This is a genomic window from Clostridium sp. N3C (assembly GCF_900095445.1).
GTDB lineage: Bacteria > Bacillota > Clostridia > Clostridiales > Clostridiaceae > Clostridium_AU.
Map to the genome: position 1 here is coordinate 1 of NZ_FMJL01000003.1, position 14,339 is coordinate 14,339.

The window sequence follows — 14,339 nt, forward strand, 5'->3', positions numbered from 1 at the left end:
TCTCTAAAAAAGGGGTGCTATTATGAAGATATTTGGTAATGGTTTTGGAGGGCTTTGGCCGTCTCCTTTCGTGATTAACGCTAATAATAACGAAGACCAATATTCAAAAATGGCTCATGATGAATACGAAGTTTATGTTAATGATGATTTTATTGGCCACAAGACCTTAGTAGCTCAAGGAGAAAAGGTAGAAGATATAGAGGACTACTTAAAAACACAGGGATTTAGAAATTTTCACACTAAGTTAGAGGGTAATGTATATAATATACATTGTGTTGAAGAGGATAGTAAGCACATGAAGGAAGTTTTAGCTATATATTTAAGGATAAGATAAAATAGGATAGGATGTAAACTATAGAAAAGAGCTGACAAAGCAATATAACTTTGTCAGCTTTTAAAATATATAAATATACCTAGTTTGATTTAAAGTTATATTATGTTAAGATGTTTTTATAATGAAGACAATCATGGAAGGGTGATATTATGACAGAAGTATTAAAAGGTCTTGAACCGGAAAAGGTATTTTACTATTTTGAGGAGATTTCAAAAATTCCAAGAGGCTCTGGTAATGAAAAAGCAATAAGTGATTACTTAGTTGCTTTTGCAAAAAGCAAAAACTTAGAGGTTATTCAGGATTCCTCTTACAATGTAATTATTAAAAAGGAAGCTTCAAAAGGCTATGAGAATTCACCTATAGTGGTTATTCAAGGGCATATGGATATGGTTTGTGAAAAGAACAATTCAAAAGTTCATAATTTTGAGGTGGACCCTATAGAGCTAATTGTAGAAGGGGATTTTGTAAAGGCTAATGGCACTACCTTAGGAGCAGATAACGGAATTGCAGTAGCTTATGCTTTAGCTCTGTTAGATTCTGAAGATATTCCACATCCTCCATTGGAAGTTTTACTTACTACCGATGAGGAAACAGGAATGAGCGGAGCAAGAAACTTAGATCCTAAACATATACAGGGGAGAATTCTTATAAATATCGATAATGAAGAGGAAGGTCAATTACTAGTAAGCTGCGCTGGAGGTTTAAGAACTAAGGTAGAACTAAAGCTAGAAAAAGAAGCAGTTAAACAGGATGAATATAAGAAATATAAGTTAATGGTAAGAGGGCTTAAAGGCGGACACTCTGGTATGGATATTATTAAGCAAAGGGGTAATGCAAATAAAATACTTGGAAGAGTTCTTGTAGATTTAATTTATAATGTGGATTATAAATTATCAGAAGTAAATGGTGGTGCTAAGGATAATGCTATTCCAAGGGAAGCAGATGCCTTTATTTTAGTAAAAGCAGATGAGATTGAAGTTCTAAGCAAGACAATATCTAAGTGGAATTCTATTTTGAAAAATGAATATAGAAAAGCTGATCCAGGACTAGTTTTACAGCTTGAAGAGAGCGAAGAATGTGTTCAAGAGGTCCTTTCTAGAAAGTGCAGAGATAATGCAGTTAAGCTTTTATATATGATACCTAATGGTATCCAGACTATGAGCATGGATATTGAAGGTTTAGTTCAAAGTTCCTCCAACCTTGGAATTGTTCGCACTAATGAAAATAGTATAATCTATGAAAGCTCTGTTAGAAGCTCTATTAAAAGTTTAAAAGAGGATATTGTAAAGCAAACAGCTATTTTAGCACAGGCTCTTGGAGCAGAGATCACCACTCACTCTGAATATCCTGAATGGCAATATGATAGTGAATCAAAGATAAGGGAAGTTTTCAAAAAGGTTTATAAGGAAATGTATGGCAAGGATGCAGAAATAGTTGCTATACATGCTGGGGTAGAATGTGGACTATTTAAAGAAAAGTTCCCAGATATAGATATGATATCCTTCGGACCTAATCTTTATGATGTTCACACTCCTGAAGAAAGAATGAGTATATCTTCTGTAAAAAGAATGTGGGAATATTTACTAAATGTGCTTAAAATTTTAAAATAATAAAAATTAATTTATATATTGTAATTTTTGCTAACATAATGTATAATCAGTGTTAATTATACATTATGTTGCATTAATTCTATTTAAATGAATAATTATATAAAATTTAACATAATATAAAATTAAAAAATATGAAAAAGTTTACATAACGGTATTGATAATATTTAAATTGGTTGCTATACTGTTTATAATAGATTGGATAATAATATAAAATATGATATAGATGGGTTTTTTAGATTATTTTTATTGGGGGGGTAAATATGTGTCAATGTCCATTTTTATCTACACTGGAAGAGAAAGTGGCTTGCTTTAAGGAATGTCCTTTCTATGAATATGAAAATAATGGTTCAGGATGTCCTTTTAAGAAAATTAATACAATAAAGTCTATTAATATTAAGGATATAATTAATTTGGATGAAGTGTATGATAAAGAAGAGGATAGAGAATTTTTGGAAAGAATTTATGTGAAAAATTATTTTTAATATAATGACATGGAGGGCAAATTTTATGGAAAGAACATTAGTGCTAATTAAACCAGATGCAGTTGAGAGGGGGCTGATTGGGGAGGTAATTAGCGCTTATGAAAAAAGAACACTAAGGATTACTGATTTAAAGATGCTACAACCAGATAGGGAAATAGCAGAAAAACATTATGAAGAACATAAGGGAAGACCATACTTTGAAACTTTAATAAACTATATTATTGAAGGTAAAATAGTTGCTATGATAGTTGAAGGAGAAAATGCTATCGAAATGGTAAGAAAGATAAATGGAGATAAGGATCCTTTGGTTTCTGATTTAGCAAGTATAAGGGGTATGTATTCTAACCATAAAACTAGAAATCTAGTGCATGCCTCCGATAGTGTAGAAAATGCAGAAAGAGAAATTAAAATTTGGTTTGGAAATTAAAATAAAGAAAAAGGTTGATGATTGATTTTAGTAATCATCAACCTTTTTTCTTACATTATTCCTCTTCTGCATCTGCTAATTCCATTAAAAGTTCCTGCTTTAAATTCCAAAGTTTTTGTGATAAATCTACATAATATGTATGAGGATTCTCAAATCTTAATACTTCAGGCCAAAGTTTTTCTGTTTCTTTTTTTGCAAAATCTCTAATGGTCATTACATCGGGGCTAGTATAGACAGGTTGACCCTTATCAAATATTTTTACTTGTAGTTCTTTAATATAGAAATTTTTGAGCTTTTTTCTTTTCCAAGTATAAACAGGATCAAAAATAACCAAAGGTTTATTTTCATCTATTACTTCATCTGCTAAGGTTATTAAATCTGCTATAGCCTTGTCTGAGTTTTTATCATAAATTCTAAATACCTTCTTAAAGCCTGGATTGGTTATTTTCTCCTGGCTTTCGCTAATTTTAATCTTTGGAATTATGGTATTATCTTTTTCCACAGCAACTAGTTTATATACTCCACCAAATACCGGTTCAGATTTAGCAGTGATTAATCTTTCACCTACACCAAAGCTATCTATCTTAGCACCTTGGTTCTGTACGTCTCTTATAATATGTTCATCTAATGAATTAGAAACAATAATTTTTACATCTTCATAGCCTGCTGCATCTAGCATTTCACGAGACTTATTGGTAAGGTAGGTTATATCTCCGCTGTCAATTCTAACTCCCTTTGGTCGTATTCCTTGAGGTTTTAAAATTTCATCAAATACTTTTATAGCATTAGGTATACCAGATTTTAGTACGTTGTAGGTATCTACTAATAGAGTGCAGTCATTTGGATAAGCTTCTGCCCAAGCCTTAAAGGCCTCATATTCGGTATCAAATAATTGAACCCAGCTGTGGGCCATAGTACCAACGGCAGGTACCCCAAACATTTCATCAGCTATAGTACAAGCGGTTGAGGAACATCCTCCTATTACTGCAGCTCTTGCACCATATATAGCTCCGTCATAGCCTTGGGCTCTTCTTGAACCAAATTCCATTACCGGTTTACCATTGGCTGCTCTGCATATTCTATTGGCTTTTGTAGCTATTAAAGTTTGATGATTTATAGTTAGTAGTATCATTGTTTCTATAAATTGAGCTTGAATTACAGGACCTCTTACAGTAATTAAAGGTTCATTTGGGAAAACTGGATGACCTTCAGGAACGGCCCAAACATCACAAGTGAACTTAAAGTTCTTAAGATAATCTAAGAATTCTTCACAAAATAATCTCTTAGATCTAAGATATTCAATATCTTCTTCTGTAAATTTAAGACTTGATAGATATTCAATTAGTTGCTGGACTCCTGCCATTATGCAGTAACCACCACCGTCAGGAACTCTTCTAAAAAACATATCAAAATAAGCAATCTTATCTCCAACTCCATTTTTCAAATAACCATTTCCCATGGTTAGTTCGTAGAAGTCTACTAACATTGTTAAATTTCTTTCATTTTTGATACTAAAAATTGCTTCCTTCATAATGTTCTCCTCTACATAAATTTGCTTAATTATTATTTTAATACTAATATCTATACTTTACAATGTTTTTAAAATTTTCAATGAGGCAATAATCATAGAAGACTCTAAAATTAATTGCTTTCTACTTATTATTTATAAGGAAGGAAATAAATATGTTAGATAAGTATCAAGAAGAAATTGTAAGAGCTAAAGAAAAAAACATCCTTGTTGTAGCCTCACCGGGTAGTGGTAAAACTACTGTAATAATAAATAGAACTGGCTACTTAATAAAAGAGATGTCCATTGATCCTAAAAATATAGTAATAATAACCTTTACTAGAGCAGCGGCAATAAATATGAAGGAAAGATTTAAAAAATTATATACTGAAAGCCAGACTCCTTACTTTGGAACTTTTCATTCTTTATGTTACAGCATACTAAGAAATGATAGAGGAAAAATAAAAATAATAAGTGAAAGGGAAGAGTATTATATAATTGAAAAAGTACTAAAAAGCTATGTTGAAGAAGTGAATGAAGAGCGTATAAGAGATATACTAAATTACATATCCGCTTATAAAACTGGATATAAAACGTTAGATCAATTGGAACAAAATATTAATTTGAATATTTTACAGCAATGTATTAAAGGCTACGAGGAGTATAAAAGCTATAAAGGATTATTAGACTTTGATGATTTGCAGCTACAAACCTTAGAACTTTTTAATAAAAAACATCAATTATTAGAAGGGTATAGAAAGCAATTTAAATTTATACTAGTGGATGAATTTCAGGATTGCGATCAGCTTCAAATTGATATTTTAAAAAAGCTATGTAAGGGTAATTCTCTATTTGCGGTAGGAGATGAGGACCAATGCATATATGGCTTTAGAGGTGCTAGGCCAGATTATATGGTTATTTTTAATGAAAACTTTGAAAAGGGTGTAAAGAAGTTTCTAATGGTAAACTACCGCAGTGTAAAAAATATTGTAGAGATGTCTGCTAAGCTCATTGATAATAATAAAATTAGAAATAAAAAAAGATTTACCTCATGCAGTATTTTTGAAGGTTGTATTTTTACTGAAAGATATTTTGATGAGAGGGGGCAAAGTGATGGTATAGCTAAAAGGATCCTTAAAAGGGTTAATGAAAAAAAGGAAAGTTTCAGTGATAATGCGGTTTTGTATAGGACCAATATGGAAGCGAGATCCTTTATAGATGCTTTTATAAAAAATAAGGTTCCCTTTCGTTTACTAGATAAGGCTTATAACTTTTTTGATCATAGCATATGTAAGGATTTATTAAGTTATATGATGTTAAGTCATGATTTAACTAATAGGGAATCTTTTAAAAGGATCATAAATAAGCCCTTTAGATATATTAGTAAGGTTAATCTAGAGAAACTTTCTGGATATAAATATAAAGAAGATTGCTTTGATATACTTTGTAATATATGCTCTCTTCCCATCTTTCAATATAAGGAGCTGCAGAGGCTTAAGAAAGACGTAATTAATATAAGAAAATATCCACTTTCTGAGCTAACGGATTATATATTGACAAAGTTAGAATACAGCAAGTATATCATAAGCTATTGTCAAAAATATGGCCTTTCTATAGAAGAAGTAGATGAAATAATTAATGAGTTTAAGGAAGCAGTAAAGGACTTTACTGATATAGAAAGTTTTCTTCTACATGTAAAGCAGGTTGGAGAAGAGTTAAGTAAGAAAAGCACTGACAATGAGGATACTGTAATTCTAAGCACTATTCATGGAGTAAAAGGTATGGAATTTAAAAATGTTTATGTAATAAATTGTGTGGATGGAAACATTCCTTGTAAAAGAGAAGGAAAAGAAAGCTATATAGAAGAGGAGAGAAGATTGTTTTATGTGGCTATTACAAGAGCTAAGGAAAATTTATATTTAAGCCTATGTGAGTATATGAGAGGAAAGTCTAAAGAGATATCACCTTTTATTTATGAATGTGGCATAAGTGACATAATAGATAGAACGGTAGAGTTTTTAATTGGTTCTAAAGTTATACATGATTCCTTTGGAAAAGGAGAGATAATCAGTATTAATAATGGAGAAATGGGTATAAGATTCGATGATGGTTTTATAAGACATTTTGATATGAACAAAGTGAAGCTTCAAAATACATTAAAGAAAATGGGCTAAATAAAAGCATTTACCATAAATTTATTGAATGTTTTTCTTCTATGTACTATAATTTTAATAAGTATGTAGATGAACAATTTTTGCAGCTTAACAGTGAATTTAGTAAAAAATAGGTTGTAAAAATTGGAAATATGTAGCTCATATTCAATGAATATGAGCTTTCAAAGTATTTGCTAAAGAATGAGGTAGAAGTTATGGATATAAAAGTTAATCCTAGTGAAATAATATTCTCCTTGGATATTGGTACAAGATCTATAATAGGAACAGTAGGTATATTACAAGGAAAAAAGTTTCACGTAATTCAGGAATACTACGTAGAGCATGAAGAAAGAGCCATGATAGATGGGCAAATACATGATATCTCTTTAGTAGCTGCTGGGGTTAGTAAATTAAAAAATCAATTAGAGAGTGATTTGAATTTTAAACTAAAAAGAGTTGCTATAGCAGCGGCTGGTAGATTTTTGAGAACCACTGTAGCTAAAGCAAACTTAATGATTGATGAGGATAAAGAAATTGATAGAGAGCTTATAAGAAGCTTAGAGTTAACTGCGGTGAAAAAGGCAGAGGACGAAGTTAACCGGGATACTCAAGGAAAACTCTATTGTGTTGGTTATAGTGTTAGAAATTATTATCTCAATGGCTACGTTATACATAACTTACTTTCACATAAGGGTGAGAGTATAGGAGCAGAAATAATTGCTACTTTTCTCCCAAGATCCGTAGTAGATAGTCTTTATGCAGTCATGGACAGAGTTGGGTTAGAGGTTAGCAGTTTAACTTTGGAACCAATTGCAGCTATGGAAGCAGCTATACCACAAAATTTAAGGTTGTTAAATTTGGCTTTAGTAGATATTGGGGCAGGAACCTCCGATATAGCTATCAGTAGTAAAGATACTATTACAGCCTATGGCATGGTTTCTATTGCCGGTGATGAGGTTACTGAAACAATAGCTCAAAATTACTTGGTGGATTTTAACACTGCAGAAAGAATAAAAAGAGAATGCATGGAAAAAGAATATATTACCTATACTGACATCTTAGGTTTGGATAATCAAGTAAGTAGGGAAGAAATTTTAAAGGCTATTACACCTACCGTAAAAAAGGCTTGTGATGAAATAGGCAATAAAATAATCGAATTAAATGGAGGTAAGTCTCCTAATGCGGTTTTCCTTGTGGGGGGAGGAGCTCATACTCCTATGCTTATAGATTATTTAGCACAAAAACTAAATCTACCTCCACAGAGGATAGCTATAAAGGAAAGGGAAACTATTGAAAGTTGTGTATGTCCACCTAAATATAAACTTGGCAGTATAGGTGTAACAGTGTTAGGAATAGCTTTGGTTTCCATAAAGAAAATGGGGCAAGATTTTATTGATGTAACTATAAATGATACAGTGGTAAGTTTATTTAATTACAATAAACATACTGTTATGGATGTAATACTACAAGCTGGTATAAACCCAAAGGTTTTAATTGGTAGGAACGGCAGGAATGTTAAGTTTACACTAAATGGCACTAAGCGTATCGCTTTTGGTGGTATGTGTGAAAATGCAAGTATTAAGGTAAATTCTAAAAAGGCTTCTGTAGATACATCTATTAAAGAGGGAGATATAATAGAACTTAAATATGCTAAAGATGGTAAAAATGCAGAGCCTAAAGTAATGGATTATGTAAGCACTTATACATCTATAAGCTTCTATTTTAATAATAAACTTTATAATATGGATCCTATAGCTATAATAAATGGACAAAGAGTTGAATTTGATACTGTCATTGAAGAAAATGATAATGTTGAAATAATTTATCCAAGAACCTTAGGCGATTTTATTAAATATTATTTGGAAAAGGTGTCCCCTGAATCTAAATTTTATGTGGATAATGAGGAGATTTCCTATGATTATATTATTAAAGAAGGGGATAAAATAATTGAAGCAGAAGTAGTTAATACTATAAGTTCTAATAATGGAGACACAGTAACAGAGGAAAAAGAGGAATTAAATCAGAATGAAAAATCTATGGAAGATGAAGAGCAGAATGTGATGGATATAGATGATGCAAAAATAGAAGAAAAGAAGGAGAATAATACTGTTACTGTTAAAGTAAACTCAGAAGAAGTCATATTAAAGGGCAAGGATAAGTATATTTTTATTGATATATTCAATTACATTGACTTTGATAGAACTAGAGTTAAAGGTACCTTGGTGTTAAAATTAAACGGTAAACAAGCGGGATACTATGATGAACTGAAGGATGGAGATGTAATAGAGATTAGGTGGGAATAGTAAGGTCCTGTTAAAGTTCAGATCATAAGTATAGGAGTGACAGTATCATGGAAAAAGTAGACTTTTTAAAATCTGCTGCAGATATATATAATAAATTAGTTGCTTGGAGAAGGGATTTTCACAAAAACCCGGAGCTAGGTTTTGAGGAGTTTATAACTTCTGCAAAGATTAAGGCTTTTTTGGAAGAAGAAGGGATACCCTATGTAGATAGTGCGAAGACAGGTATTTGCGCTATTATTAAGGGTGGCGATGTAGTTGATGGGTCTTGTAAAACTATAGCTTTAAGAGCGGATATGGATGCATTGCCCTTAAAAGATAAAAAGAAATGTGAATATTCTTCTCAAGTTGACGGTAAAATGCATGCCTGTGGACATGATGCACATATTACTATATTAATGGGTACAGCCAAAATTTTAAATAGTATAAAGTCTACTTTAAAAGGAAATGTCAAGTTACTTTTTGAACCGGCAGAAGAAACCCTTGGTGGAGCCAGCTACATGATTAAGGAAGGTGTGCTGGAAAAACCTAAGGTAGATGCTGTAGTTGGCCTTCATGTATCGGAAAATATAGAATGTGGTAAGATAGGGATAAAAAAGGGAGTTGTAAATGCGGCATCAAATCCTTTCAATATAAGGATAATAGGAAAAGGAGGACATGGAGCTCATCCTGACAGAGCCGTAGATCCAGTAGTTATTGCTAGTAATGTAATACTAGCGTTGCAAAGCATAGTAAGCAGGGAGATTCCCCCCACAGATCCTGCAGTTATTACCGTAGGTTCCATACATGGAGGCAGCGCCCAAAATATTATTCCAGAGGAAGTCAATATAAGTGGTATAATAAGGACCTTAAAGACAGAGCATAGGGAATATGCAATAAAAAGAGTCACAGAAACCGTTGAAGGAATAGTTAAAGCTATGAGAGGTTACTGTGAAATCAATATTGAAGAAAGCTATCCTTGTCTTTATAATGATGATTTTATGGTTGAAAAGGTAAGGGAATGTGCTATAAATATCATAGGGGAAGACAATATTATAGATTTAGAAGAACCAAGTATGGGAGTGGAGAGTTTTGCCTACTTCTCTATGGAAAGACCAGGAGCCTTTTATTACCTAGGTTGTGGAAATAGAGAAAAAGGTATTATCCATCCTGCCCACGGAAGCTTCTTTGATATTGATGAAAACTGTCTTCCTATTGGAGTGGCAATACAATGTAAAATAGCTTATGATTATTTAATGGGAGAAACAGAATAAAGGCAATTTAGGAGGCAAGGGATGAATATAGTAATAGGACCAAATGAAGCGGGACAGAGATTAGATAAGTTTTTGAGAAAGTATCTTAAGGATGTACCTTTGAGTGCAATTTTTAAGGGTATACGTACTGGGCAGGTAAAGGTAAATGGTAAGAAAGCTAAGGAAAAGTATTCTTTAGTAGAAGGTGATGAATTACTAATAAATATTTCCTCAAAGGAACCTAAAAAGGTGGATTTTATAAAGATTGATACAGATCTAAAGATAACCTATGAGGATGAAAATATGCTATTAGTTGAAAAGAAACCTAATTTATTGGTTCATTCAGATAGCAACAACGGTGAACCTACTCTCACAGATATGGTATTATCCTATCTTATGGAAAAAGGAGACTATAACCCAGAAAAGGAGATTACCTTTACCCCAGCACCTTGTAATAGATTGGACAGAAATACTTCTGGAATAGTTATTTTTGGTAAGAATTTTGAGGCTTTAAAATTACTTAATGAAATGATAAGAGAAAGAAAAATAAAAAAATATTATTGTGCCTTGGTTAAGGGACGTATTAAGGATGGTATTCATGAGGCCTATATTCTGAAAGATGAAGATAATAATATTTCAAAAATATATGATGCACCAATAAAGAAGGGCAAGAAGATAGCTATGGAAGTTAAAACGGTGCAAAGCGATGGATTATTTTCTTTTATAGAAATAGATCTATTAACTGGTAGAAGCCATCAATTAAGAGCTCACCTTTCACATCTTGGCAATCCTATAATAGGCGACGGAAAATACGGTGATAAAAAGCTAAATTCTTTTTTCTATAATAAGTTTGGTCTAGATTATCAGTTCTTATATGCTTTCAAGGTTACTTTTACTGACTGTAAGGATAAGTTAAAGTATATGGAAAACAAGACGATAGCGGAAAGTTTACCGCCTATATTTAAAAAGATTAAAAAGGATGTATTTAAATTTTAGGTAGGCAATTGACTTTAATGGAATACATTGAAGTCAATTGTTTACCGTTAGAAAGGTTTTGGGTTTTATGAAAGAACAGTCTACAAGTAAAGGCTTTGCTGTACTTTCAGCAGCAAGCTTGATTGTTAAGTTAGTATCATTATTATATTTACCACTATTAAATTTTATACTTCCTCAAGCTGCTATTGGTTCCTATAATTTTACATATACCATATTTACCTTTATATATGTTCTTACTAATTCTGGAATACCAGTAGCCATTTCAAAGCTGGTTTCAGAACTAATAGCTCAAAATAATTATAAGGATGCTGTGAAAAGTTTTAAGATGGCTAGATTTATGCTTTTAGTTTTAGGCTTTGTTATGTCCTTAGTAATGGTTCTTATTGCAGGACCAATTACATCAAGGGCAGGTCATGAAGATTCTAAGTTGGCTATTATGGTATTAGCTCCTACAGTGCTAATAACTTCTGTAATGTCTGCTTATAGGGGCTACTTTCAAGGTCGGGCTAATATGACCCCAACAGGAGTATCTCAAATTGTTGAACAGATAGTAAATACAGTATTTAGTTTACTTTGTGCTGCTTTACTTATAAAAACAAGCATTAGTGCTGGTGTTGCTGGTGCTACAGTAGGAACTACTTTAGGAGCTTTGGTTGCTTGTATATACTTAATTATCAAGTATGAAAAAAATAAGAAGTTTAGAATTCCAAAAGGTACAGATTTATCAAAGGTTAAAAGATTATCTAATAAAACATTATTTAGAAAATTGCTCACCTATGGAATACCTATTACTTTAAGCGTAGGATTGCAGCAAGGTGGTAACTTCATCGATTCTTTGATAGCAGTTAAAAGACTTATGGTGGGAGGGTACTCCAAAAAATTTGCTAAGGAAATGTATGGAACCATAGGTCAAACAAATTCCTTGATAAATGTACCAATAGCAATTGTTTCAGCCTTAAGTGCAGCGGTGCTACCAGCAATCTCTGCGGCTATGGCAGTAAATGATAGAAGGACTGCTCAAGAAAAGATAAATCAAGCTATAAAGATTTGTTTTATTATAGTTATTCCTTCTGCTATTGGACTTGCTGTATTAAGTAAGCCTATATACGGAATGCTTTTTCCTTCTGCTATTGATGGAGCAAAACTAATGAAATTGGCTTGTATAATTGTTATTCTTATGTCCATAGTACAAATTCAAACTACTATCTTGCAGGGACTTGGTAAGATGCATGTTGTAACAGGCTCTATGGTTATCGGTGTAGTAGTAAAGATTATTACAAGCTACATTCTAATGGCAATTCCATCAATTAATCAATTTGGATCAGTAGCAGGTAATATAATGTGTTTTGTAGTACCTTTAATTATTAACTATTATTATATAAAGAATACTACAAGATTTAAGTTGCCAATCTTAAGGTATTCTATAAGGCCTTTGATGGCATCTGTAGTAATGGCATTAATTGCCTTTATTGTGTATAAACCTTTTGATATTTTTCTGTTAAAAAATCCTTCAAGGGTAACTTATGTTCTGCCAACTATGATTTCTATGATGGTTGCAGTGTTTATTTACGCTTACGTGATGATTTGTCTTGGCGGTATTACTAAGAATGATGTGAATTCAATATCACCTAAGGTTATGAAATTTATACCTACTTTTATGAAAAAGAGGATGAAATAAATCACCCTCTTTTTTTTGAATATTTTAATATGTAGCTGCCTGCAAAGGGTAATGAAAAACCTAAAGTTATAAGCAGTATATTTTTTGTTACAGACAGGCTATCGGTGACGCCATTAAGTATATTCATTACATAGTAGAGTAAAAGGGCTATAAGTAAATTCACTATAAGATCAAAGCCGTTGAAGCTAATCTCGATTTCATCTAAGATAACCTTTAAGTTTAGAACTAAAGTTAAAATTGAAGTTATAATTAAGCTTAGGCCGTATCCAAAAATGTTGATAGAAGGAATTGCGGTAAAAATATATAATATTATAACTTCTAACACAGATACTAGCATGGAATTACGTAGTATAATGCTCTGTTTACCTAGTCCATTTAATACTCCAAATGTGGTTGAGGCAGTAAAGAATAAAGGGCAGCTGATAGATGCAAATTTAATGTATGGTCCAAGGTCTGAACGATTATAAAACATTTGGCCAAGGCTACCTCCGCATACTAGACAAATGACCATAGTTGATATTCCTAACAAGAAAGAAAGCTTTAATACAGAGGATATTCTTTCACTTACTGCATAATAGTCTTTCTTGCTTATGCTTTGAGATAAGTCCGGTATTAGTAGGGTAGAGATGGATCCTATAACGATTTGAGGAAAGAGCACAATGTTTAAGGACATACCGGTAAACTTACCAATAAGAGACAAGGCTTCTTTATACTCAATGCCGGACATTACTAACCGTCTAGGAACGACCAAAGTAGATATGGTTGATAAAGCGGTGGAAAGAAAGCCATTTAAACATAAGGGTAGGGATATAACTAATATATTAAATAAAAGTTGAGCCTTGCTTTCTGACCGTACAGAAAAATGCTTAAGCTTTTTTTCATCTATTTTGTAGTATATGTATAAAGAAATTAAGGAAATAGCCTCTCCTATACATAGTGCTGCATAAGCTGCAGTAACGGTAGCGGTAACAGAAGTTAGATTAATGCGAGTAAAGAGAGTGTATATGATAAGTATTCTTACGGATTTTTCAAAAATGTCAATAAAGGCTGGTACACCTACCTTAGAAGTACCATAAAAGTAACCCTTTAAGGTATTTGAGAATGCAATAAATACCATAGCTGGACAGGTAAATCGTAGAGCGTTTAGGGTTCTTATATCCTTTATTATATATTTACTAATTTGTCTAGAGAAAAGAAATACTATAATTACTACAAAAGTAGACCAAAATAGGTTGAAGGAGAAAGTAGTTTTAATGGTTTTCTTTAAGTTAGTGTAGTCTTTATTTGCATAGTATTCTGCAGATATCTTTGAAACAGCAGTTACAATACCACCGCATATAAGACAGATAAAAAGATTGTAAACCGGCATTACTAGTCCATAAAGCCCCATACCCTCAGCGCCTAGTTCTCTTGAGAGCATAATTGAAAAAATAAAACCAAGAACCCCTGTAGTTAGGTTAGACATTATAAGTAATATAGAGTTTGCGACGAAAGAATCTTTTTTCATAATTTAAGTACCAATAAGGATATTATTGGATTTATGTCTCACTCCCTATGTATTGCTAATAATTATATGTATTCTATAAGAAAGGAATATATTCTAGTGTGTAAAGAGCTATT

11 protein-coding genes are annotated in these 14,339 nt (G+C 32.2%); 9 read left to right on the forward strand and 2 right to left on the reverse strand.

From position 1 onward, the window contains the following. The first annotated feature begins 22 nt into the window (after positions 1-22). The 4 genes from N3C_RS01665 to ndk all read left to right on the forward strand — a co-directional run bounded on the left by N3C_RS01665 (position 23) and on the right by ndk (position 2,853). Positions 23-334, forward strand: coding sequence for a hypothetical protein (locus tag N3C_RS01665; protein WP_074364340.1), 312 nt, complete (start codon positions 23-25; stop codon positions 332-334). Between the two features lie 149 nt (positions 335-483). After that, on the forward strand, positions 484-1,944 hold the full coding sequence (locus tag N3C_RS01670; protein ID WP_074364341.1) for an aminoacyl-histidine dipeptidase: 1,461 nt from the start codon (positions 484-486) through the stop codon (positions 1,942-1,944). Positions 1,945-2,204: 260 nt separating this feature from the next. Next, positions 2,205-2,426 (forward strand): hypothetical protein, encoded by a 222-nt coding sequence (locus N3C_RS01675; protein WP_074364342.1) that lies wholly within the window; start codon positions 2,205-2,207, stop codon positions 2,424-2,426. 25 nt (positions 2,427-2,451) lie between these two features. Continuing rightward, entirely contained in the window at positions 2,452-2,853 is a 402-nt protein-coding gene (gene ndk / locus N3C_RS01680; RefSeq protein ID WP_074364343.1) for a nucleoside-diphosphate kinase, read from the forward strand. A 55-nt stretch (positions 2,854-2,908) separates the two neighbouring features. Here the strand turns inward: ndk and N3C_RS01685 are convergent, their stop codons facing one another. Further along, positions 2,909-4,384, reverse strand: a complete 1,476-nt coding sequence (locus N3C_RS01685) for a nicotinate phosphoribosyltransferase (protein WP_074364344.1) — start codon at positions 4,382-4,384, stop codon at positions 2,909-2,911. A 152-nt stretch (positions 4,385-4,536) separates the two neighbouring features. Here N3C_RS01685 and N3C_RS01690 point away from each other — a divergent pair, with 152 nt between their 5' ends. The 5 genes from N3C_RS01690 to N3C_RS01710 all read left to right on the forward strand — a co-directional run bounded on the left by N3C_RS01690 (position 4,537) and on the right by N3C_RS01710 (position 12,719). Then, entirely contained in the window at positions 4,537-6,534 is a 1,998-nt protein-coding gene (locus N3C_RS01690) for an ATP-dependent helicase (RefSeq protein WP_083604387.1), read from the forward strand. A 194-nt stretch (positions 6,535-6,728) separates the two neighbouring features. Beyond that, positions 6,729-8,816, forward strand: coding sequence for a cell division FtsA domain-containing protein (locus N3C_RS01695; protein WP_074364346.1), 2,088 nt, complete (start codon positions 6,729-6,731; stop codon positions 8,814-8,816). Between the two features lie 47 nt (positions 8,817-8,863). Beyond that, positions 8,864-10,066 (forward strand): M20 metallopeptidase family protein, encoded by a 1,203-nt coding sequence (locus N3C_RS01700; protein ID WP_074364347.1) that lies wholly within the window; start codon positions 8,864-8,866, stop codon positions 10,064-10,066. Positions 10,067-10,087: 21 nt separating this feature from the next. Beyond that, on the forward strand, positions 10,088-11,041 hold the full coding sequence (locus N3C_RS01705) for an RluA family pseudouridine synthase (RefSeq protein ID WP_074364348.1): 954 nt from the start codon (positions 10,088-10,090) through the stop codon (positions 11,039-11,041). Positions 11,042-11,108: 67 nt separating this feature from the next. Then, a complete protein-coding gene (locus N3C_RS01710) occupies positions 11,109-12,719 on the forward strand; it encodes a putative polysaccharide biosynthesis protein (RefSeq protein ID WP_074364349.1) in 1,611 nt (536 codons plus the stop codon). 1 nt (position 12,720) lies between these two features. Here N3C_RS01710 and spoVB read toward each other — a convergent pair whose 3' ends face one another. After that, complete coding sequence (gene spoVB / locus N3C_RS01715; RefSeq protein ID WP_074364350.1) at positions 12,721-14,226, reverse strand: stage V sporulation protein B; 1,506 nt, start codon at positions 14,224-14,226, stop codon at positions 12,721-12,723. Positions 14,227-14,339: the final 113 nt, after the last annotated feature.

Bases quoted from the DNA above. Each gene is read 5' to 3' on its own strand.
- ndk (WP_074364343.1), top strand. From the start codon at position 2,452: ATGGAAAGAACATTAGTGCTAATTAAACCAGATGCAGTTGAGAGGGGG.
- N3C_RS01665 (WP_074364340.1), top strand. From the start codon at position 23: ATGAAGATATTTGGTAATGGTTTTGGAGGGCTTTGGCCGTCTCCTTTC.
- spoVB (WP_074364350.1), bottom strand. From the start codon at position 14,226: ATGAAAAAAGATTCTTTCGTCGCAAACTCTATATTACTTATAATGTCT.
- N3C_RS01690 (WP_083604387.1), top strand. From the start codon at position 4,537: ATGTTAGATAAGTATCAAGAAGAAATTGTAAGAGCTAAAGAAAAAAAC.
- N3C_RS01700 (WP_074364347.1), top strand. From the start codon at position 8,864: ATGGAAAAAGTAGACTTTTTAAAATCTGCTGCAGATATATATAATAAA.
- N3C_RS01685 (WP_074364344.1), bottom strand. From the start codon at position 4,384: ATGAAGGAAGCAATTTTTAGTATCAAAAATGAAAGAAATTTAACAATG.
- N3C_RS01710 (WP_074364349.1), top strand. From the start codon at position 11,109: ATGAAAGAACAGTCTACAAGTAAAGGCTTTGCTGTACTTTCAGCAGCA.
- N3C_RS01670 (WP_074364341.1), top strand. From the start codon at position 484: ATGACAGAAGTATTAAAAGGTCTTGAACCGGAAAAGGTATTTTACTAT.
- N3C_RS01695 (WP_074364346.1), top strand. From the start codon at position 6,729: ATGGATATAAAAGTTAATCCTAGTGAAATAATATTCTCCTTGGATATT.
- N3C_RS01675 (WP_074364342.1), top strand. From the start codon at position 2,205: ATGTGTCAATGTCCATTTTTATCTACACTGGAAGAGAAAGTGGCTTGC.
- N3C_RS01705 (WP_074364348.1), top strand. From the start codon at position 10,088: ATGAATATAGTAATAGGACCAAATGAAGCGGGACAGAGATTAGATAAG.